We start from the raw sequence: 21,057 nt of genomic DNA, 5'->3' as shown, positions 1-21,057 counted from the left end.
GAAGGATTAATTAAGAGTGACACTTCGAAGAATGACATAGGGACCATTGCGATCCTGATGGTGCTCAGCAAAGACGTCCAGAACGCCGCATATGTTCTCCACCTCGCGGCCTGCATAATGGCAGATACTGCCTGACCATTTATATTTGCCCGTACTGAAGCGAAACAGTCGAGGATGCTGTCGGTACAAGGTCATGGCCTGGCGTTTACTGATGATTTTCATATCCAGCCTCGCTCCGCGAACGACACAATGCCCTCTGAGCCGATGACCAGATGATCGAGCGTTTTCACATCAACCAGTGCTAACGCTTCTTTCAGCATGGTCGTGATGTTGCGGTCACAATGACTGGGCTCCGGATCACCGGATGGATGGTTATGCGTCAGTACGACAGCTGCAGCATTGAAGCGAAGCGCTGACTTCACTACCTCACGGGGATGGACCTGCACATGGTTAACCGAACCGGCAAATAGCGTTTCACTCTCCAGTAAACGATGCTGATTATCGAGATAAAGCACCATAAATACTTCCCGTTCTTGCCCTGCCAGCTGTAACCGAAGCCAGTCACGAGCAGCAGTACTTGAGGTAAAGGGTATGCCGGGCTGGCGCAGATATTTATCCAGCAGGTTGATAGCGCGGCGGATGGTCCGTTGGGCATAAGGTGTTAATCCGGATGTAGCAGGAAGCAGGCAACCCTGCCGAGGCATAATCGTCAGCGGAAAGAGTTCACGCTGTGAAGACTCCGGGCATAATACGGTATTCATGTCAGGTATTCCTCAGTCGATTAAATACATAATGGCACTGCACTCTGGATGGTTTAGCGCGAAGTCTCGTAAGCGATAATAGTGCTCTGTCATCGCGTCACATTCGGTACGGCAGGCATGATGGCTGTATACCATCAGACAGGCGACTATCCCTGCAGCTTCACCAGTAAGTTCCGCGCCGTTGCCATTCATACTGTTGAACAATGTCCACTTCTCATCCTGCTCTGACTCAGGGGCCATAAAAGCGCCGCCGTTGCTGAGCGTCGAAAAGCGCCAGATACCACCGTGATAATCAGTACACAGGCGGTCCATCCAGGCAAAAATTCTGGGCTCAAGGGTTATCCATTGTGGGATGGAGCCAAAGTGCTGCGGCCAGAAGCCGATGCGTAACTCGTCAGGTACCACCGAGGCCGTAATTGCTGCCTGTTCCGCGAACTGATGATTTTGTGTATTCATTAAACTATCTCCTTATGCCGGAACTGTTGTTTAACGCCCGAAAAACTCGAGCATATTTTCTGCCATCACCCAAAGAGCGCGATTGAGCTTCACATCGCCGTCAATGCCGGTAACGGCACGGGTGCGGCTGCTTTTCCCCTGAGCGGTTCGCCCTGACAGACCACCTTTCATCAGGTTCTCCTGCACGCGCTGGTAAACGGTCCACAGGTCATCGCTGTAGTCCTCCCGACGACGCGGAGTCAGCAACTGCGATTCCGTGACCGGCTGGTTGTCCTCACCAAATCGATACTTCAGTGCAGCATTCGCCAGTGCGTGACGGGCGGGTACATGTAGCGCCAGAGACTGCATTGCATCGCGTTTCTCATCCACCCGGTCAAAGACCCCAAGCACTTCGTAAGCCCCTTCAATCACCTTCTCGACGACATTACCTTTATGCGGTACCCGCACTTCTCCGAATGACTGGCCGCAAACCAGGCCGTTGGTACAGACGCCGCGAAATAGCCCCGGCAGCATCTGGTAGCTTGAGGAGCCGTCATGGCTGTTGAGCAGGATGATTTCCGGGACCTGATGCCCGGTAAGTTGCCCGGCACGACGCAGACGCAGCATATGCTTGGTGTGCTCCCGCCTGCTCTGGTCCCGGACCTTCGTCTGGCAGGCAAAGAACGGCTCAAAGCCTTCACGCTGTAGGCTTTCGAGAATGGTGATGGTAGGGATGTAGGTATAACGGTCTGAACGCGATTCATGTTTGTCACTCCCGAACACGCTGGGAACATGACTCATCAGTTCTTCATGGGTCAGAGGACGGTCACGGCGTATCTGGTTTATACGGCCAAAGCGGCTGGCTAATCTCATGAGTAATTCCTTTAAAAGAGGCAAAAGAAAACGCCCTGCTCGTTTGAGCAGGGCGTTCAGATAGAAAAGAAAGGTGGAAAAGCGCGCGGTGTCAGCTGTCAAAATCAAACTGCCATGCGCCTTCGCTTGTCTGGACAACCACTTCCAGTACATTACAGGGAACCATCAGCCCCTTGCCGGTAAATTCATGGGATACAGCACCGCCAAATCCCAGACGTACTGGTTTCCACGGGCTGGCGAATTCTGCATCCTGGCAGTTTCCCCGGTTGACAATGAGTTGTTTAATCACAATCGAATCGACTTTTGATGTAATCCGAATCGATGAGTAGTGGCTGTAGCTTCCGGGACTAACACTGACGCTGACCGGTGAAGAAGCGGCCAGCGAAGAAAATGACAGCAGACAGAGTGCTGCGACTGTGATGATTTTCTTCATTAAATTTCCTTTAACCTGTAAGAGTGAGGCACAACTACAGTGCAAATCCGGGCACGCAGCCGTTGTCACCGAAGGCAGGAAGAACTGCAGCAGCCCCCGCTAAAGTGAAAGTGACAGGTTTTACCCCGCTACCTGAAACCACAACACGTTTGCCGATGCGTAATTTGTTCCATGCCCACATCACATTGTCAGATCCCACATGAGACTCGCTTTCGCTGATATTCACTTCTTCAGCGTTATCAATTCTCATGGTAAGCGTCTGGCCACTGTCCATCCTGACCTTATGACCGTTCACGTCAGTGAAGATAATGGTCGCTGGCTGTGAGCCGGAACTGTCGCAGGCCAGGTAAAGTTGTGATTGCCCTTTACCGAGGATGGTGTATTCAGACGTTCCCTGCGCATAGCCACTTACCCAGCTATCACGGTTACCAAACGCATGCGAGACAGAAGGCGTCAGCACTGAAGCCAGTAAAAATGAAATAATCAGTTTATTTTTCATTGGAGTTTCCTGTCAGAAGCCAGCCATATTGCCCAGGGTGGTGATAATGAAAAGCAGGCAGGCCATAAAGATAATGAGGGTGATGTACCAGCGGGTGAATTTACCAAACAGACGCAGAAATATTTTCATGTGCGGTCCTTTGCAATAAGCCAGTACAGCAGCCCCGCCAGTATCGGGTCGATTATCAGACCGAGAATGAACCAGCCCCAGAACGAGCGTCCGTTAGCGGACGCCACGAAACCCAGCAACAGGGCCAGCGCGCCCCATAACAGAATTAACGGCATATACTTCCCTTAATGCGTGACAATCCCTGTGACACATCGCATTGATTTTGATGGTTAAAATTAACAAATCACATAATGCCCTGTGGATTATGTGGCTACCGGATTAATCATGTACAACGATGAATATCGATCGGCTCGATCGACAAAATCGATCGTAATGAAACAAGAAAACTTATCGAAAACGGCAAGGCCGCTCATCGAAAGCGAAGTGACTAACCGAAGAAAAATCCCCACAGGGAGCGTGCCGCGCGGGCGACAGTGTGTGTTACAACCTGTAGCGCACTGCGAGCCACCTGCGGCAACGGAGCTAGGTCAATAATCTTATCGATAACGTCCACCACGGCATCACCAAAGCTGCTGCTTGCGGTGCTGATGACGCTGGTGGTGCGATACACGTTCTGCAGGTGGGGAACCAGCGGGCTGCGGGCCTGCTTTGGGAGGCGGGTAATCATCGCTTCCACCAGACGTGACAGACGGTAACGCCCCCGGACTGAGACCGGCAGAATATCCTGCTCAGCAATCCCCAGTTGACGCGCCACCGCCTGCTGCTTCTGCGCAATACGTTCAGCCTGTAACGTCGAGGGCTGAGCGGACGGCCAGCTCCACTGCTCGGCAGGTTCAGTTTTATCCACCTGGTTGAGTACCCACAGCACAGGCGGCAGCGGTCCGCAGTACTGCGCAAAAACATCCTGATAAAACTGTTCTTCCACCGCATAAGCCCGGTCATCGGCCTTGAGCACCCACAATACCATATCGAGCTGTGGCATCAGTTCCCGGTAAAGTTCGCGGTATTCACCGTCACGGGTAACACTCTCGCCCACGCCGGGCAAATCCACGAGCGTCAGGAAGTGATTACCAAAGCGCAAGCGGACACGCTGTGGCTGGCGGGTGCAGGCTTCCACGGCATTCACGGCGCAGACTTCGCTGCGGAACAGCGTGTTACACAGCGAGGATTTGCCGACACCGGTTTTCCCCATGATGCCAATCACGGGTTCATACGTGACGAGACGGTTAAGCTCCTTGATAAGATGCTGGCGCAGCGCGTGCGGATAACGCCGAAGATGGCGACGGACAAGGGCATAGCCCGATAGATGTTTCATACTGGCCTCTTAATAAAAAAGGCCATCCGGTGATGGATGGCCAGTTGGAGTTAAACGGGAGGGAGTTCAGTAAGATGATATATAACTTAGATTTTTTTAATCCAGAACTTCAGCAATAGCCCTCGACCCTGCCAGTAATGAGTACTACATATCATCGTTCATTATACCCTCTGGAATCTCCCAGACCTCAGCAGAGGTGGCCTGATGTTCCCTGTTATCAGCGCTAATTACTTTATCTTCTCCACCATTTGAACCAGTTATTTTTTTGGGCTGTTTTCGTTCTTTCCGGGCGCGGTATCTCTCATTTGAGTATTGATTGTCATAAGTAAAGCTACCAGCCTGAGTAAAGGTCGTTATACCCGGTATTGCATTATAATTTTTTGCCACGCGGGCCATATAATTAAGATGATTTTTTTTATTTTCAGTTCGTTCCGTTATGCTTTTTAGCAGTTTATTCAACTCCTTAATTTGATTATGAACGCGTAACTGCCCATTGGTTTTCTTTTTAACCTGTTGATTTTGAAGGTATTCTTCAAGATGAACTATTTTTTGCTTAACTTCACTAATGGTTATAGCTGCTTCTTCGTCCCTGTTGGGATCTTCCGAACTAAACGGCAACAATACGTCTTTATAATGCAATTCATAGTCCGGGAGAGTATCGGCGATTTTCTTCATGACATGATTTGGAGGCTCTGCAAGTTCGCCGGTAAAGGAGTAGTAGTGAACTTTGACCCGGCAGCCACTGATAATACCCCAGGTTTTGCTAATATCATGAGCATACCATGTATTGAGGTCACCCTCTGAAAGGTAAAAAATAACATGCAGAAAAGGCTCAAAAGCCGTATCAGTTACCATGACCAGTTTTGAGTATCCTAAAAAACTAACATAGGGTGACCTGTGCCGAAGTATCTTCAGTACCTTTGGAAACTGCCTGGTAAGCAATGCCGCACGAGCTTTCAGCCGCTTATAAGCCGAACCAGCATCTAAATGCTCCATCTCTTCTCTCTCAAGAAAAATGGATAATGGAAGCAATGTCAGTTTCTTTTTCTTGACTTTGGCTTTTTCCTGCATAACGCAATAATGCTGCTGCAGGCTGGTGAAAACCTTCTTTTTGTCATTGAGCAAAATCTTGAGTTCGCGCCGATATTCAGCCTCAGGTGGGTGACTGAATTTATGTCTCCAGTAACTGTGATGGTATTGCCTGGCAAGGACCACTTCGTTGTCTGCTCTTTGCCTGGTGCTGAAGTTTTGTGGGGGTTGTCCCTTCGCTTTTTTTTCGTTTAGTTCTTTTCTGATATTTTCGCGCAGAAGCGTCAGAAGAAAATTTGCAGGTTCGTAGTCCCTCTCCCGGGAATCAGAATCCTGGACTGATTTCTTATTAAACTGAATCAGAGTATAGGCATCAGCGATGTCACCAAAGATAACGTCATTCCATCGTTTTCCCACATCAGCTGGTTCTACATTGAAAAATCGAAGCTCATCTAAAGGAAGAGGGGAAAGTCCCGTCGCAAAACTCTGATCCTTTTGCTTCTTTATGTCTCTCCATTTAGCATTTTCTTCTGAATCTGGCGTTTTTTTAATCACAGTCCTTTTCCTGTCTCTTCAACGACCTTCGCTGGATGCCGACATAGCGACAGCTTACTTTATGCAAATTTTCTTCATTTTCGCGTTCAATAATGATGTTTAAAATCTTGGTTTTTTATATATCAAAACCCCATAAAACATGTCTAAAAATACCGTTTTTCATGTCGAAAAAACATGCTTAAAATCTCATTAATCGCTATGTTTTGCCATTAACCTTCAATTTTTACTGTTTTCAATTGCTCCACTCATGATGCTCACGTACCGGTCTGAAGTTAGGCGGTCCTGCGCAAGCATCAATATCTTCCCGCAGGCCTCCCATAGAAGAAGTAAAGCATGTACAGTGAAGCAGAATATTTCACTACGTTTAGGTATTATTATTCTTACTTAAAGAAGTGCTGTTAATCACCTTTCCACCTTCCCCTTTAGAGCTCACTACCAGACATACCACTCCACATCTCCCTGAGTGATTCAAATCTGAAGTATCTCTCACATCCAGTGTTAACCACATTGAGAGAGACGACATGACATATCGAACCAACCCGAATTTCACCATAGATGATGAATTATTCACTGACCTGACAGACCACATGGAAAGTCTTCGGGAGCGTTACTCTGACATTATCCCGCTACGTATGGATTTCGCTTATAAGACGACCAGCAGACGTTATGCCAACCGTTATCGGGACCACTGGGATATGGACATGTACCGGTTGGCTGAAAGAGTACTGCGGGCTAATACCGTCATTGGCTATGCATGGGTGATGGAGTTCACCTGTCAGCATGGTCTTCATTTTCACGCGGTCTTCTACCTGGATGGCCAGCGTAAGCGGAATTCCTACCGTTCTGCGAGGGTGATTGCCGAAGAGTGGCGAGACGTTACAAACGGCGAGGGGATCTTTGAAAACTGCCAGAAAAAAATTTACCACAAAGTGAATGGCTCAAGATGCCTGCACTACTCAGACCGCAAAGGCTATCGTGATCTGGCGTTTATCGTGAGCTATCTGGCAAAGCTCGAGCAGAAAGAGATGCTTGCAAACCCGGCATGCTGGCTGAGTGAGATTAAGCCCAGGGGGCGTGGAGGAAGGCCACGCCTGACAAGGGGGAGGTGAGTCTCAGTTAAAAAATAACGCCATCGGTATATCGTTTGAAGAAGTCTGCACCATTCGATTACCTGACTTCTTCTCCCTTACTACCAACGGAGAAAAACGATGACCACACCTGCCAGCCTTCTTAACGACAAGTTTGTCGATATGGCGTTTATTACGCAACTAACCGGCTCAACAGACAAATGGTTCTACAAACTGATTTCATTGGGTGAGTTCCCAAAGCCCATTAAGCTGGGCAGAAGCTCCCGCTGGCTTCAGAGCGAAGTGGAGGCCTGGTTACAGCAACGCATCGCACAGTCCCGTCAGTAATCTCTCGAACGCGATCACATTCCCCATCTGATTTAACGCCACCAGTCGTATGACCTGTACTGCTGCCCTACCCGGGACGGCTTAGCCCTGTGCGTCATCCGGCAAAGGACCATTACTATGACGATTTACGCAAAATCTTTTATCGCGCTTGACGGCAATCAGCGCCTCACAGGGGCCACCACCGCACAGCTTTCCCCTTACGACGGCTACTCCTGCCACCTTTGCGGTAGCGCTCTGGTATTCCACCCTGAATGGGGTACCAACCGCCCGTGGTTCGAGCATACATGGGAAGACCTAACCGAGAACGGCCGTCACCATTGCCCGTATGTGCACCCGGAACCGAAAGAAGCGCGGCGGATACACATGCTGTGTCGCTATGTACCAGATGTCTTACCGATAGTACGTAAGGCCGACTGGCACTGTTCGGAGTGCGACAGCGATTACCACGGCGAACGGTACTGCATGAGTTGCCGTAATGGCGACCACAGTGTCGAAGTCACTGCTAACTAACCCCTTACCTTTTTCCCCGCCAGCAGCGACTGGATAGCCTACTGGCGGGAGGAGTTGTACCATGAGAATTCTGAAATGTTATCTGGCGAACAACACCCGTAATCAATTTGTTAATGCCAAAGAAGCCGCTAAGGCCAGTGATGACGCAGGGTACTGGACATGCGCCAGTTGCGGTTGTGAATTACTCCTGCGTACAGGCGAAGCAGGAGAAGCCCCCTGGTTTGAACACATACGGTATTCCATTCCCCACCAACGACTTATGAAATGCGCATGGGTGGATCCTGAGGAAAAAGCACGGGCCCGGGAAAAGAAGCTCCGTCAGGTAGTTTATTCCGTGGACAAAAATGTCAGACCGCCTCAGGAATGGCATTGTGTACTGTGTGATACCGCATATCAGGGGAATAAGTACTGCAGAAACTGTAAATCCGGGCTCTACAGTACGGAGCCGATACTCAGGGATACCCTGACGATGCCGGTGAGGTTTGCAAAATGAGGTGGGGTGTTTCAGCGTACCTCCTGTCTTGTTGTCTGCGTTTACTACGATGTTCGTGCTATAAGCTATGTTGAAGTGATCGCGGAAATTATCCAGCTAGCGAAACAGGAACAAAACAAAAAAATAAAGCTGTTTTTGTACCGGCACACATTGGTGGAAGCGCGTCATTTGGGTTGTATCGCAATCGCGTCCGGGATAAATCGAGTTTGAAGTATAGCTTTGAGGCAAACATAACACTCGGCAGTTTATTCCGAGGCATCAACAGTTTTAGCGATGTTTTTTTCTTTATCAAACTGGTAAGCAAGCTGTTCTAAAATTACTATCAAAAATAAGTTTCCCCTCGTAATTCCCTGCCTCAGCATTGTTACTTTACCTATCAAATCACTGGCATAGTCTCAACGCTTTCAACTTGGTAAACTCTTACCCAATTTCTCACGCCACAGGCAGCGTTTCAGCACTGGTGCTTGTTACCCCCTGTCGCGTTCTCAGTATTGTTTTCACCGGACACCATATGGCTATCAAGAAGAACGAACTTTACTCCTCCCTTTGGGCGAGCTGCGACGAGTTACGTGGCGGAATGGATGCTTCACAGTACAAAGACTATGTGTTGACCCTACTGTTTATGAAGTACGTCTCTGACAAAGCTAAGGGCAACCCTTACGCGATGATTGAAGTGCCGGAAGGTGCAAGTTTCGACGATATGGTTGCTCTCAAGGGCAACAAAGAAATTGGCGAAAAAATTAACAAAACCATCCGATTACTGGCTGAAGCTAATGACTTGAAAGGTGTTATCGACATTGCCGACTTCAATGATGAAGACAAGCTGGGTAAAGGCAAGGAGATGATCGACCGCCTTTCCAAGCTGGTAGCAATATTCGAGGGGTTGGATCTCTCAGCCAACCGCGTTGATGGAGACGATCTGCTGGGCGATGCCTACGAATATTTGATGCGTCACTTTGCTACAGAGTCAGGTAAATCTAAAGGGCAGTTTTACACTCCTGCAGAGGTGTCACGCATTCTGGCGAAAGTTATTGGCATCAGCAAGCAGACACCACAGGATGCTACCGTTTATGACCCTACCTGTGGTTCAGGTTCACTATTGTTGAAAGCCAGTGACGAAGCCGGTCCGAAAGGACTGACCATTTATGGCCAAGAGATGGATTATGCGACCAGCGCACTGGCGCGTATGAACATGATCCTGCATGACAACGCCACTGCTAAAATCTGGAAAGGTAACACCCTGGCCGATCCACACTGGAAAGATGGCAACGATAATCTGAAAACCTTCGACTTTGCTGTAGCTAACCCCCCTTTCTCCAACAAAAACTGGACCAGCGGGCTGGATGCTGCGAACGATACTTTTGACCGTTTTGTCTGGGGTACACCACCAGAAAAGAATGGCGACTATGCTTTCCTGTTGCACATAATCAAAAGCCTGAAAAGTACCGGCAAAGGTGCTGTGATCTTACCTCACGGCGTTCTGTTCCGTGGCAATGCTGAAGCACGTATTCGTGAGAATCTGCTCAAGCAGGGTTACATCAAAGGTATTATTGGTTTGCCTGCTAACTTGTTCTATGGCACAGGCATTCCGGCATGCATCATTGTCATCGATAAAGAAGATGCCCAATTCAGAGCGTACAATGCTAATGGCGAGAGTCAGCAAAGCATCTTTATGATCGATGCCAGTAAAGGCTTTATTAAGGATGGCAATAAAAATCGCCTACGCGCCCAGGATATCCATAAAATTGTCGATGCATTTAATCGTGAGCAGGAAATCCCCCGCTTCAGTCGCATGGTACCGCTGTCAGAAATTGCAGCCAACGACTTCAACCTCAACATACCTCGCTATATCGACAGCAGCGATCCGGAAGATCTGCACAACCTTTCTGGTCATTTGGCTGGTGGCATTCCCGATCGCGATATTGACGCTCTCAGTGCTTACTGGAAAATTTTCCCGACGCTACGACAGGATCTATTTGAACCCGCCCGCACTGGCTACAGCAATGCCCGAGTTGAGGCCGATAAAGTTAAAAGTACTATACTGGAGCACCCGGAATTTGCCGCATTCAAAGCGGGAGCACTGATACCCTTTAAAAAGTGGTTTGCAGGTTGTCAGCTTGAAGAAATTGCTCGCGGTGACTCACCGAAACAGCTAATTGAAGAAATTGGCGAGCGACTGCTCTCTGCATATTCGTCTGAAGCCACTGCTGATACTCCTTTGCTCGAGAACTACGCTATCTATCAGTTACTAATGGACTACTGGATGGATGTGATGCAGGACGACGTTTATGTCCTGAGCCAGGATGGCTGGCAGGCGGGCAAAGTGCTTCGTGAACTTATTATCGAAAAAGGAGATAAACTCAAAGAAACGCCGGATCTAAATAGCTGCGCCTAATACCGCTACACTTTTGCCTGACCATGTTTTCCTCCGGGGAATGGGCTGGCGGTTTCCATAAAATGGCGGACCTTTTTCAGTAACTGCCACATTGAGCGGCACTGATGATTACGGGTTATCGTGTCATGAAGTGCCTGCCATAGCCGTTCCACATGATTCACCCACGGCGAGTAAACCGGCTGGTAAATTACCCTGAACTTGGGATTTGCTTTCAACCAGCGCTGTGTTTCGCGGCTTTTATGGATAATGTAGTTATCAACGATCAGCGTGATTGTTTTCGCCCGCCGGTAAGTGGCTTTCAGGTGCTTTAGCAGAGCGATAAACAGCGCTGAACTTTTGCTGTTGCCGCCCACGTAGCTGACTTTACCCGTGCCACTGTGCAGTGCGCCGGCCAGATAGTATTTTTCGTTCTGCCCCGGCGTCACTACCCGTTTCTGCTGTCCGCGCAACTGCCAGTCCGCACCGATTTTAGGATTAAGGTGGATATCCACTTCATCTTCATAAAATACCGGATGCTCTGCGCTGCATTCATCCAGCGCTTTGTGGATTACCGCCATCTTTTCATCTTTATGTGGGTCACGGATACGCAGAGTTGGCGCGGCCCTGCGCCATACAAGCCCCGCAGATGGCAACCAGCGGCGAACGGTTCCTGCATGTAACTGGCAACCGGTTATCTCATTGATTTTTATTGCCAGTAATTCGGTGCTCCAGCGTGAACGTTGATAACCAAAATCGCCGGGAGAATGCTTTATCAGCTCACGTAACAGGGTGCAGATATGTTCAAAAGGCCAGCGTCGGGAGCGCCCTGCGGGTAAGGATTTCAGGCCTTCAATACCTGAGTGCGTAAACCAGTTAATCCAGCGACCAACGGATGAACGGGCACAACAGAGAGTTCTGGCAACATCGCTGACCCGTTCACCCCGATGAAGCATTAGCATGGCCGTGAGTCTGCGGGCATGATTTTTATCACGCGTTTTATGAATAGCTTTCTGCATCAGGCGTCGTTCGCCACGGGGTATTGGTACTATGATCGGCATCGCTCAGTCCGGTTGGTGATTTTGGTTGGTTTGGCGATTGATCAGATCGCACAATCCGGGCTGAGTTCCCTTTCAGTGATCTACTATTCCGCGCAGCTATTTAGTGATAGGCAGGAAAAAATATAAGGCTGAACTATTGCCGCCAGCACTTATAGTGGCTCGTTATTTTGCTACAGAGAAGCTGGAGCTTGATCAACTTCAGGGAGCATATGATGAAGCCGCCCAAGCACTTGAAAGCTTCCTTGAAGAAAACAGCGGTGAAGATGGACTACTTGCCGATGCAATGAATGACAAAGAAAAAGTAACAGCTGCCAGTGTTAAGGGTCGCCTTAAAGTTGCCACTGATGAAGAAGAAAAGGCGATACTGAAATCTGCTCAAGCATTGTTTGATACTGAAAGCAAAGCTAAAAAAGCACATAAAGAATTTCAGGAAAAAATGGATCTTGCAGTGTTTACTCAATATAAAAAACTTACTGATAACGACATAAAAATTCTGCTGGTACAGCATAAATGGAAAGCGAGCCTTACTGGTACTCTAGAAGCGGAAATTGAGCGTGTCACACAACGGTTGGCCAAACGAGTCAAAGAACTGGAAGAACGCTATAGCGTAGCTTTGCCCGTTCTTACTCAAAATGTTAATGAACTGGAAGCAAAAGTTGCAGCTCATCTCAAAGCTTTAGGCTTGGAGTAAATAGAATGAGTCTTTTGGAATTAAGTAAAAAAAAACCAGATGGTTGGATCAACTGCGAACTTGGTGAAGTACTCACCTTGCAACGTGGTTATGACTTACCACATCGGTTAAGAAATGATGGTGAAGTACCAATAATATCATCTTCGGGAGTAAGTGGGCGGCACGATAAAGCCATGGTATCTCCTCCGGGTGTTGTTACTGGGCGATATGGAACAATCGGTGAAATTTTTTATATTAATGAGCCTTTTTGGCCATTAAATACAACACTATATATTCGTGATTTTCGAGGAATGACTCCGGAATATGCATATCACTTTTTAAAAACAATAAATTTTGAAGCGCATAGTGGTAAAAGTGGCGTTCCAGGAGTCAATAGAAATGATGTTCATAAAGAAATTGTTTATTTTCCAATTAACAAAAATGAACAAACTGCTATTGTTAATATACTCTCCGATGCCGATGCGCTGATTACTAAGCTTGAGAAGTTGATCGCTAAAAAACAGGCCATCAAAACCGCCACTATGCAGCAACTATTGACGGGACGAACTCGCCTACCACAATTTTCTAAATATCCCAATGGGATTCTAAAAGGATATGCAACCGGTGAGCTAGGTCATATCCCGGTAGATTGGGAAGTTGTCACCTGTGGAGAAATTGGAAAGTTCCGTGGAGGGAGTGGATTCCCAACTAGCGTACAAGGACAAACAAGCGGAAAGTATCCATTTTATAAAGTCTCAGACATGAATAACGATGGGAATGGTATTTTCATGTCTGACAGTAATAACTGGATTTCCTCCAATATTAGGAAGCGGTTGGGAAGTACAATTTTTCCTGCTGGCAGTATAATCTTTGCTAAAGTTGGGGCAGCTATATTTTTAGAACGAAAAAAGATACTTACAATTCCTAGTTGCATTGATAATAACTTAGCAGCATTTGAGCTAGATCTAACTCGATGCGAGATAAGATTTATACATTACATATTGTTAAATCTAAATTTTGGAGATTATGTTAGCACAACAGCCTTACCATCATTAAGTGGTGCCGTGCTTTCAAAAATAAAGATTGTTTTACCTTCGATTAAGGAACAAATGGCTATCGCCTCGATTCTCTCAGACATGGATGCTGAGATAGAAATGCTGGAGAAAAAACTCGCCAAGTTCCACGATATAAAACAGGGCATGATGCAGCAACTGCTGACCGGACGTATTCGTTTACCATTGGGTCAACAGTCATGACACATACCCTTGATAAGACAGTTCTGTCGGTCAAGGGTCTATTGAGCCTGACTGACGTAACCATTCCAGCCTATCAGCGCCCTTATAAATGGACGGTGAAAAATATAAGCGAACTGTTTACAGATATTGATAGCCATCTTGATAAATCGGCTTACCGGTTGGGCTCAGTAGTGTTTCATCACACTGAGAGCGATGAAGAAAACAAGCTCGATATCGTCGATGGCCAGCAACGAACGTTGACATTAATACTAGCTGTATGGGCCATTATCGAAACCCGATTTGCTGCGTTAGAACGTCAGGATTTGCAAGAAACGCTAATCCAGCTAAAGCCCTCTGTTGAAGATTTTATGGTGCGACAACACTTTGCCAGTCAGGTGTCGGAATACAATCTGTACCAGAATTATCAGGAGCTAAAACGCCGGGTTAGCCACCGAGAATTTAGCGAGCAGCATATCGATTTTCTTCTAAATCGCTGCCAGGTTGTGGCCTTTGTACTAACTGACTTGTCTGAAGCCTTTCAGTTTTTCGACTCACAAAATGCCCGAGGGCGGGATCTGGATCCACACGATCTGCTTAAAGCCTTCCATTTACGTGAATTCGCCAGCCATGAGGCAGAACTAAAAGCTGCATCCGTTGCTCATTGGGAAGGATTAGCTAGTGATGATTTAGCTAATCTTTTCGCATCCTATCTCTACAGAGTACGTCAGTGGTCACAGGGGAATTCAGCTCGTTTCTTTGGTAAGGATGAGGTCGGCCTATTCAAAGGGATTAATCTTGACCAGATCGGTCAGTTCCCTTATGTGGAATCTTTGCGTATGGCTCACCATTTTGTAGATGACTATAACAATCAGTACCAGCGCAAGATTGATGGCCAGAAAATGCGTTTCCCTTTCCATCTGGATCAAATGGTTATCAATGGAAGACGTTTTTTCGAAATGGCAGAACACTACCAGCAACAGGTATCGGCAATTATCTCCTGTGAGCATGCCAGCACTCATACTCAAAAGCCGTTAATGATTCAGGGCATAGTCCTTGGTGAAATGGCAACTCAGATACTAAGAACGTTAAATAGCTATCGAAATCGCTATCGAACAGGGGATCAATATATACGCACTATGTTTGATTGTGCTCTGATCTTTTATATCGACAAATTTGGTGGGCAGTCGTTATCTGCAGCGATTGAAAAAAGCTTCATCTGGGCCTACAGGTGCCGAATCCGACAGCAGGTGGTACAGCTAGCAACTATGGATAAGTACGTGCTGGAAAATAATCTGTTCCGGGTAATCAAAGAAGCCAGAGTACCTGGTGATGTGCTATCTATACCATTACTCACAATTCGGGCTTCAGAAAATAATAATAACCGCCGTACCGGTAACCATGAGCAAGACGAGCTGGTGAGGCTGTTCAAGGAGATGAACTACTATGAGTGATGCAAAGGTAACATCCTTCACGGTCAGATCATTACTGGGTGATGCATCTCGTTACCTTATCCCCATGTACCAGCGTAATTATGCCTGGGGAGAGGGGGAGATCACTCAACTTGTGCAGGACATACTCGACTACCAACAAAAAAGCCTGCATAGCCTATACCCTCAAACTTACTACATCGGTACGTTAGTCGTGTTCACTCGTCCTGATGGGGACGCAGAGATAATCGACGGGCAGCAGCGTTTCACTACCCTATCCCTTCTTGCTAACTGGTTAAAAAAACATGTGGGCTCCACGCTAGATATGAACTGGTACCAGGGCATTAATCTGAGGTTCGAGAGTAGACCAAAATCCAGTGAGACCTTTGCACGCTTCTGGCAAGGCGTCAAACCACATAAACTTCGAAGCAAGGAATTTAATGAAGGGCTGATCAAAGGTTACGAACTTATTGGCAAGGTTCTACGCGACTTGAAATTAGTTGGTGAGTCATTAATTCATTTTTGTACCTATCTGTTCGACCATGTACAAATTGCCCGAATAGAAGTGCCTGCTGATACCGACCTCAATCATTTTTTTGAGGTGATGAACAATCGAGGCGAGCAACTTGAAAAACATGAAGTGGTGAAAGCGCGGCTGATGGCTGTGCTCAACGAGATAACGGACCAGCAAAATCGGCAGAGCAGCCTGAACACCCTCTCACGAGTTTGGGATGCTTGCTCCAACATGGAACGTTATGTCCAGTACGGTTTTACACCAGCCGAACGTCATCAATTATTTGGGCAGGAAAATTGGGGGCAATTTGTGCCTGCTGATTTTAATTCCCTAGCTGACATGCTTATCCCATCGGCTTCGGAGCTTGGCACAAGAGAAAACCAAACAAACCGCACACTGGCTGACATTATCAAGTCATCTTCAACCTTAAGTGGTGATAGAGGTGAAGAAGATGAAGGTAGCTCAGAGCGTTTTAATAGTGTTATCAATTTCTCCAACTTCCTACTCCATGTGTTGCGTGTCTGTAGCCAAACTGGAAAGGACAGAGTGGATGTTCCGCTTGATGACAAACAATTAATCGACCAGTTCGAACTTCGGTTATTAAAGCAGAATGACCCGGTTAAAGCGGTACAGAATTTCACCTTTGCACTTCTCAAATGCAAATATCTTTTTGATCAGTTCGTGATAAAACGAGAATTCGCTAAGGGTAGCGATGGGTGGAGCCTTAAGCGCCTGCGTTGGTATTCGGAAAAGAGCACCAGCTATACCAATACGTTTAATGAAGATGATGGTAGCTATGTAGACATCAACCGACAGATCTTGATGCTGCTTTCCGCATTTCACGTTTCAACCCCTACTCTGGTTTACAAACACTGGTTGAATGGGGCTTTGTTCTATTTGTTTAATGCCCATTCCGCTGTAAGCCAGATCGAAGCAAGGGAGTATCTCGAATATCTGGAGCATCTTGCCTCCGCATTTGTCTTTCAGAACTTCCTGTCAGAAGAAACGCCAAAATCATATTTTGAGATTATCTACAGCAATGAGTCACATATCCAACCTGTTGTACTGTCAGATCAGATTCAGAAGAAGATGCGCTTTGGTACGATAGCAAACAACTTGGTATTCAATTACCTGGACTACTTACTCTGGTGTCGTGACAGACATAAAGCTGAGGTAGTCAAACGTTTTGAATTTACCTTCCGAAGTTCGGTAGAGCATTTCTATCCTCAGCACCCCATGGATGGCTATAGGACATTACCAGATACATCGTTGCATACCTTCGGTAATCTCAGCTTGATTAGCCACAGCAAGAATTCGCGACTTAGTAATTTCCAGCCAAAACAAAAGCAAGAGCACTTCGAAGCGAGTCTTGAACGGAATGAAATTGATAGTCTGAAACTGCTCGCCATGATTGAGCTGATGAAGAAGAACAATCAGTGGGGGGAAGAAGAAATCGCCACTCACGAAGCGGAAATGCTGGCAGTGTTAACCAGTGCAGGTGGTAGTGATAGCGTATTTAGGGAGGTGTTATGAACAGTGTTGGTCAACGTGAACGCATAACACAAAAACGTGTTATCCAGTTATTCACCGATCATCTCGGTTATCACTATCTTGGTAACTGGCACAAAAGAGAAGACAACCGCAACATCGAGCCTGGCTTAGTTTCGGCCTGGCTAACAAAACGCGGTGTTTCAGAAGTCCTAATCGCCCGAGCATTACGGCAGCTGGATCGAGCCGCAAGCCTCGGTGAAGGTCGTATCCTCTATGATGCAAACAAAGAGGTGTATCGCCTGCTACGCTACGGCGTAAAGGATAAAGAAGGTGCAGGTGAGCAAAATCAAACAGTGTGGTTGGTCGACTGGAAAAATCCAGAAGCCAATGATTTTGCTATAGCTGAAGAAGTGACCTACAACGGCGAAAATAAAAAACGCCCGGATTTGGTACTGTATGTTAACGGTATTGCGCTTGGTGTCATTGAGCTTAAACGTTCTACAGTGTCAGTCTCAGAGGGAATCCGCCAAAACCTCGATAATCAGCAAAAAGCCTTCATCCGCAACTTCTTCACTACCATCCAATTGGTGATGGCCGGTAATGATTTAGAAGGGCTTCGCTATGGCGTAATCGAAACGCCGGAGAAATATTACCTTCAATGGAAAGAAGCCGCTGAATCACCTCACACCAACATGCTTGATCGTCACCTGGCTCAGATATGCAATAAACAGCGCCTGCTGGAATTGATCCACGACTTTATCGTTTTCGATGCTGGAGTGAAAAAAACCTGCCGTCATAACCAATATTTTGGCGTCACTGCAACAAAACCGTTTATTCAACGCAATGAAGGGGGGATTATCTGGCATACCCAAGGCAGTGGTAAAAGCCTTACAATGGTTTGGCTTGCAAAGTGGATCAGAGAAAATATTACCGACAGCCGAGTTTTGATCATTACCGACCGTACAGAACTTGATGAACAGATCGAGAAAGTGTTTAACGGCGTGGAAGAAGAGATCCTTCGCACCCGGAGCGGCGCGGATCTCGTGGCTCGCCTGAATCAAACTAAACCCTGGCTTATATGTTCGCTAGTACATAAATTTGGTCGTCAGGAGGAGGATGACAAAGACGCTGACACGGACGATTTTATCGAACAAATGAAACGAAACATCCCTGCCGATTTTAGCCCGAAGGGAAAATTATTCGTGTTTGTGGATGAGTGCCACCGAACCCAATCCGGCAAATTGCATTCGGCAATGACAAGCATTTTGCCAGATGCACAATTTATCGGTTTCACCGGTACCCCACTGATGAAGAAAGATAAGAAGAAGTCAGTGGAGGTCTTCGGGCCTTATATCCACACTTATAAATTTGATGAAGCAGTCAATGATGGGGTTGTACTGGACCTGCGCTACGAAGCTCGTGACATCGATCAGCGGGTCAAATCTCAGAAAAAAGTCGACCAGTGGTTTGATGCTAAGACATCTAAACTTTCTCGCCTTGGCCAACAGCAACTCAAGCAGAAATGGGCTTCGATGCAGAAGCTATTGTCGAGTCGCTCGCGGCTGGAACAGATTGTGGCTGACATCCTTCTCGATTTTGAACAAAAGCCACGACTCGCCGACGGCCGCGGTAACGCTATGCTGGTTTGTTCCAGCGTCTATCAGGCCTGCAAATGCTATGAGATGTTTAGTGAAGCTGGTTTTGCCGGTAAATGTGCGATTGTGACGAGCTACCAGCCAAATGCCAGTGAGATTAAAGGCGAGGAGAGCGGTGAAGGACTGACTGAGAAACTGGCCAAGTACAACATCTATCGCAAAATGCTTGCGGAGTATTTTGAACAGCCTGAGGCTGAAGCAGCCAAACGTGTAAGTGATTTTGAAAAAGAGGTCAAACAACGCTTCATTAAAGAACCGGGCCAGATGCGCCTTCTGATAGTCGTTGATAAGTTATTAACTGGCTTTGATGCTCCTTCAGCAACTTACCTCTATATCGACAAGAAAATGGCTGATCACAACCTTTTCCAGGCGATATGTCGCGTTAACCGGTTGGATGGTGAAGATAAAGAATACGGCTATATTGTCGACTATAAAGACCTTTTCCGCTCATTGGAAAAAACAGTTCAGGACTACACCGCAGAAGCCTTTGACGGTTACGACAAAGAAGATGTAGCCGGTTTACTGAAAGATCGATTGCAACAAGCCAAAATCGATCTTGATGGTGCTCTGGATGCCGTTCGCACCCTTTGCGAACCAGTAAAAATGCCACGCAATCAACTTGATTATCAGCATTATTTCTGTGGGGAAACAGGAGCATCGATAGAGCAGTTATCTGAGAAAGAAGCTTTACGTCTGACATTGTATCAATCCGTGGCGAAGCTTATCCGCGCTTTTACCAATCTGGCAGGTGAGCTAACAGATGCTGGTTATAGCGAGCAGCAGGCAAATCAAATCCGCATTGATGTTGAGTTTTATACAAAAGTCCGCGACGAAATAAAAATAGCCAGTGGCGATTTCGTGGACATGAAGCAGTTCGAGCCAGGTATGCGGCAGATGCTGGATCTTTGGGTGGATGCCGATCCTAGTGAAACCCTTATGGATTTTGAGGAACTAGGGCTGCTTGAGTTGATTATTGAACGCGGAGAAGAAGCACTGGATGGACTTCCAGCCGACATGCGTGGCAACCAGGAGGCGATGGCTGAAGCGATTGAAAATAACGTTCGCAGAACCATTGTTGATGAAAACCCAGTCAACCCGAAATACTACGAAAAAATGTCGGTGTTGCTTGATGAACTGATCGCACTTCGTCGTCAACAGGCGGTCTCCTATCAGGAGTATCTGGAGCACGTACGTGAACTGGCGAAGCAGGTTAAACATCCGCAGTCAGGTAGTAAAAGTACTTATCCAGCAAGTATTGATACCCTCGCCAAGAAAGCGTTGTATGACAACCTAGGGCAGGATGAAGTCTTGGTGACAAAGATAGATGCTGCAGTCCGTCATACCAAAAAAGCCGACTGGTATGGGGATCGTTTTAAAGAACGCGAGATTAGTTTCGCTATCGCGGAAGAGCTCAAAGGTTATTCAGTGACGGTCGCAGATGTAATGGCCCTGGTGAAGGCACAGAAGGAGTATCGCTGATGCCATTGGTTACCTTTGGTGAGCTCACTCTCGATTTGCAGCGTAAGCCAATCAAAAACTTGCATATCAGTGTACTGCCTCCGGATGGCCGAGTAAGAGTATCAGCTCCTGTCTCTCTGTCAGACACAGCTATCAGGATGGCTGTTGTCAGAAGGCTAGTATGGATCCGACAGCAGCAAGCACAATTTCAGGCTCAGCCGCGCCAGAGTGAACGAGAAATGTGTAGTGGCGAAACACACTACCTTTGGGGAAGAGGATATCGGCTGGATGTAGTTTTAGTAGATAAGCCCCCTGAAGTGAAACTACAGGGTGGCTGGATACGCATGAATGTTCCTCCACATTACGATACGGCTCAGCGGGAAATAGTTCTTAATCAGTGGTATCGCGGTATTTTGAAACAAAGACTGCCTAAGTTAATGGCAAAATGGCAGCAAGAAGTAAAGGCTGAAGCCAGTTTTGTTGGTATCAAGCGAATGAAGACCAAATGGGGAAGCTGTAACCCACAGACCGCACGTATCTGGATCAATCTCGAACTGGTAAAAAAACCACCTGAATGCCTTGAATTTATTGTGGTTCACGAACTCGTCCATCTACATGAACGCAAACATAACGAGCGCTTTATCGGCCTGATGAACATGTACCTCCCGAACTGGCGTGAACACAGAGCTAAGTTGAATAAGATGCCCTTGGCTTATAATCACTGGGGGTATTGATCAACAGGGAGCAGATCAGTGACAGAGCTCTCTAAATGTAAGATCCAGATGAAT

The 21,057-nt window shown here is 47.1% G+C and carries 19 protein-coding genes and 2 pseudogenes; 11 read left to right on the top strand and 10 right to left on the bottom strand.

The genetic code is table 11. The features are described from left to right. Nucleotides 1-6: 6 nt before the first annotated feature. From HV318_RS16710 to HV318_RS16670, 9 genes are all read right to left on the bottom strand, one after another. The gene (locus tag HV318_RS16710) at nt 7-222 is read right to left on the bottom strand and encodes a DUF987 family protein (RefSeq protein WP_182273587.1); all 216 of its coding nucleotides are present in this window, start codon (nt 220-222) and stop codon (nt 7-9) included. Further along, the gene (locus HV318_RS16705) at nt 219-761 is read right to left on the bottom strand and encodes a RadC family protein (protein ID WP_182273586.1); all 543 of its coding nucleotides are present in this window, start codon (nt 759-761) and stop codon (nt 219-221) included. Before HV318_RS16705 ends, HV318_RS16710 begins: the two co-directional genes overlap by 4 nt. 12 nt (nt 762-773) lie before the next feature. Continuing rightward, nucleotides 774-1,217: an antirestriction protein gene (locus tag HV318_RS16700; RefSeq protein ID WP_182273585.1), complete on the bottom strand. Its 444-nt coding sequence runs from the start codon at nt 1,215-1,217 to the stop codon at nt 774-776. Nucleotides 1,218-1,247: 30 nt separating this feature from the next. After that, complete coding sequence (locus HV318_RS16695) at nt 1,248-2,069, bottom strand: DUF932 domain-containing protein (RefSeq protein ID WP_182273584.1); 822 nt, start codon at nt 2,067-2,069, stop codon at nt 1,248-1,250. 91 nt (nt 2,070-2,160) lie between these two features. After that, nucleotides 2,161-2,502, bottom strand: coding sequence for a hypothetical protein (locus tag HV318_RS16690; RefSeq protein ID WP_032616287.1), 342 nt, complete (start codon nt 2,500-2,502; stop codon nt 2,161-2,163). A 34-nt stretch (nt 2,503-2,536) separates the two neighbouring features. Continuing rightward, entirely contained in the window at nt 2,537-3,001 is a 465-nt protein-coding gene (locus HV318_RS16685; protein WP_182273583.1) for a YfjT/YkfB family phage-associated protein, read from the bottom strand. Nucleotides 3,002-3,126: 125 nt separating this feature from the next. Further along, nucleotides 3,127-3,285, bottom strand: coding sequence for a hypothetical protein (locus tag HV318_RS16680; RefSeq protein ID WP_101706469.1), 159 nt, complete (start codon nt 3,283-3,285; stop codon nt 3,127-3,129). Between the two features lie 212 nt (nt 3,286-3,497). After that, the gene (locus HV318_RS16675; RefSeq protein WP_182273582.1) at nt 3,498-4,385 is read right to left on the bottom strand and encodes a GTPase family protein; all 888 of its coding nucleotides are present in this window, start codon (nt 4,383-4,385) and stop codon (nt 3,498-3,500) included. 144 nt (nt 4,386-4,529) lie between these two features. Next, nucleotides 4,530-5,969 carry a hypothetical protein gene (locus HV318_RS16670; RefSeq protein ID WP_182273581.1) on the bottom strand — a complete coding sequence of 480 codons (1,440 nt, stop codon included), beginning with the start codon at nt 5,967-5,969 and terminating at the stop codon, nt 4,530-4,532. Nucleotides 5,970-6,490: 521 nt separating this feature from the next. On the opposite strand from HV318_RS16670, the gene HV318_RS16665 reads away from it, so the two are divergent. From HV318_RS16665 to HV318_RS16645, 5 genes and pseudogenes are all read left to right on the top strand, one after another. Then, nucleotides 6,491-7,078 carry an inovirus-type Gp2 protein gene (locus HV318_RS16665; protein WP_182273580.1) on the top strand — a complete coding sequence of 196 codons (588 nt, stop codon included), beginning with the start codon at nt 6,491-6,493 and terminating at the stop codon, nt 7,076-7,078. A gap of 99 nt (nt 7,079-7,177) precedes the next feature. Beyond that, a complete protein-coding gene (locus HV318_RS16660) occupies nt 7,178-7,384 on the top strand; it encodes a helix-turn-helix transcriptional regulator (RefSeq protein ID WP_182273579.1) in 207 nt (68 codons plus the stop codon). Between the two features lie 117 nt (nt 7,385-7,501). Then, complete coding sequence (locus HV318_RS16655; RefSeq protein WP_182273578.1) at nt 7,502-7,894, top strand: putative zinc ribbon protein; 393 nt, start codon at nt 7,502-7,504, stop codon at nt 7,892-7,894. A gap of 61 nt (nt 7,895-7,955) precedes the next feature. Continuing rightward, nucleotides 7,956-8,387, top strand: coding sequence for a putative zinc ribbon protein (locus tag HV318_RS16650; RefSeq protein ID WP_182273577.1), 432 nt, complete (start codon nt 7,956-7,958; stop codon nt 8,385-8,387). Between the two features lie 511 nt (nt 8,388-8,898). Then, nucleotides 8,899-10,764 (top strand): annotated as a pseudogene (locus HV318_RS16645) (type I restriction-modification system subunit M); the annotation flags it as partial. A gap of 23 nt (nt 10,765-10,787) precedes the next feature. Here HV318_RS16645 and HV318_RS16640 read toward each other — a convergent pair. Further along, a complete protein-coding gene (locus HV318_RS16640) occupies nt 10,788-11,819 on the bottom strand; it encodes an IS630-like element ISEc33 family transposase (RefSeq protein WP_001395480.1) in 1,032 nt (343 codons plus the stop codon). A gap of 100 nt (nt 11,820-11,919) precedes the next feature. Here HV318_RS16640 and HV318_RS16635 point away from each other — a divergent pair. From HV318_RS16635 to HV318_RS16610, 6 genes and pseudogenes are all read left to right on the top strand, one after another. Continuing rightward, a pseudogene (locus HV318_RS16635) lies at nt 11,920-12,510 on the top strand (type I restriction endonuclease subunit M); the annotation flags it as partial. A gap of 5 nt (nt 12,511-12,515) precedes the next feature. Further along, complete coding sequence (locus HV318_RS16630; RefSeq protein ID WP_182273576.1) at nt 12,516-13,745, top strand: restriction endonuclease subunit S; 1,230 nt, start codon at nt 12,516-12,518, stop codon at nt 13,743-13,745. Then, a complete protein-coding gene (locus tag HV318_RS16625; protein ID WP_182273575.1) occupies nt 13,742-15,175 on the top strand; it encodes a DUF262 domain-containing protein in 1,434 nt (477 codons plus the stop codon). The genes HV318_RS16630 and HV318_RS16625 overlap by 4 nt, the downstream gene beginning before the upstream one ends. Further along, nucleotides 15,168-17,198 carry a DUF262 domain-containing protein gene (locus HV318_RS16620; protein WP_182273574.1) on the top strand — a complete coding sequence of 677 codons (2,031 nt, stop codon included), beginning with the start codon at nt 15,168-15,170 and terminating at the stop codon, nt 17,196-17,198. Before HV318_RS16625 ends, HV318_RS16620 begins: the two co-directional genes overlap by 8 nt. Then, nucleotides 17,195-20,290 (top strand): type I restriction endonuclease subunit R, encoded by a 3,096-nt coding sequence (locus HV318_RS16615; RefSeq protein ID WP_182273573.1) that lies wholly within the window; start codon nt 17,195-17,197, stop codon nt 20,288-20,290. The genes HV318_RS16620 and HV318_RS16615 overlap by 4 nt, the downstream gene beginning before the upstream one ends. Then, nucleotides 20,290-21,003: a M48 family metallopeptidase gene (locus HV318_RS16610; protein WP_182273572.1), complete on the top strand. Its 714-nt coding sequence runs from the start codon at nt 20,290-20,292 to the stop codon at nt 21,001-21,003. The genes HV318_RS16615 and HV318_RS16610 overlap by 1 nt, the downstream gene beginning before the upstream one ends. Nucleotides 21,004-21,057: the final 54 nt, after the last annotated feature.

Origin of the sequence: Enterobacter sp. RHBSTW-00901, from assembly GCF_014103115.1 — a bacterium.
Taxonomy (GTDB): domain Bacteria; phylum Pseudomonadota; class Gammaproteobacteria; order Enterobacterales; family Enterobacteriaceae; genus Enterobacter; species Enterobacter cloacae_P.
The sequence above is the reverse complement of the archived record's forward strand: the minus strand, read 5'-3'. Positions and strand labels throughout refer to the sequence as shown.

Bases quoted from the DNA above. Each gene is read 5' to 3' on its own strand.
- HV318_RS16710 (WP_182273587.1), bottom strand. From the start codon at position 222: ATGAAAATCATCAGTAAACGCCAGGCCATGACCTTGTACCGACAGCAT.
- HV318_RS16705 (WP_182273586.1), bottom strand. From the start codon at position 761: ATGAATACCGTATTATGCCCGGAGTCTTCACAGCGTGAACTCTTTCCG.
- HV318_RS16700 (WP_182273585.1), bottom strand. From the start codon at position 1,217: ATGAATACACAAAATCATCAGTTCGCGGAACAGGCAGCAATTACGGCC.
- HV318_RS16695 (WP_182273584.1), bottom strand. From the start codon at position 2,069: ATGAGATTAGCCAGCCGCTTTGGCCGTATAAACCAGATACGCCGTGAC.
- HV318_RS16690 (WP_032616287.1), bottom strand. From the start codon at position 2,502: ATGAAGAAAATCATCACAGTCGCAGCACTCTGTCTGCTGTCATTTTCT.
- HV318_RS16685 (WP_182273583.1), bottom strand. From the start codon at position 3,001: ATGAAAAATAAACTGATTATTTCATTTTTACTGGCTTCAGTGCTGACG.
- HV318_RS16680 (WP_101706469.1), bottom strand. From the start codon at position 3,285: ATGCCGTTAATTCTGTTATGGGGCGCGCTGGCCCTGTTGCTGGGTTTC.
- HV318_RS16675 (WP_182273582.1), bottom strand. From the start codon at position 4,385: ATGAAACATCTATCGGGCTATGCCCTTGTCCGTCGCCATCTTCGGCGT.
- HV318_RS16665 (WP_182273580.1), top strand. From the start codon at position 6,491: ATGACATATCGAACCAACCCGAATTTCACCATAGATGATGAATTATTC.
- HV318_RS16660 (WP_182273579.1), top strand. From the start codon at position 7,178: ATGACCACACCTGCCAGCCTTCTTAACGACAAGTTTGTCGATATGGCG.
- HV318_RS16655 (WP_182273578.1), top strand. From the start codon at position 7,502: ATGACGATTTACGCAAAATCTTTTATCGCGCTTGACGGCAATCAGCGC.
- HV318_RS16650 (WP_182273577.1), top strand. From the start codon at position 7,956: ATGAGAATTCTGAAATGTTATCTGGCGAACAACACCCGTAATCAATTT.
- HV318_RS16640 (WP_001395480.1), bottom strand. From the start codon at position 11,819: ATGCCGATCATAGTACCAATACCCCGTGGCGAACGACGCCTGATGCAG.
- HV318_RS16630 (WP_182273576.1), top strand. From the start codon at position 12,516: ATGAGTCTTTTGGAATTAAGTAAAAAAAAACCAGATGGTTGGATCAAC.
- HV318_RS16625 (WP_182273575.1), top strand. From the start codon at position 13,742: ATGACACATACCCTTGATAAGACAGTTCTGTCGGTCAAGGGTCTATTG.
- HV318_RS16620 (WP_182273574.1), top strand. From the start codon at position 15,168: ATGAGTGATGCAAAGGTAACATCCTTCACGGTCAGATCATTACTGGGT.
- HV318_RS16615 (WP_182273573.1), top strand. From the start codon at position 17,195: ATGAACAGTGTTGGTCAACGTGAACGCATAACACAAAAACGTGTTATC.
- HV318_RS16610 (WP_182273572.1), top strand. From the start codon at position 20,290: ATGCCATTGGTTACCTTTGGTGAGCTCACTCTCGATTTGCAGCGTAAG.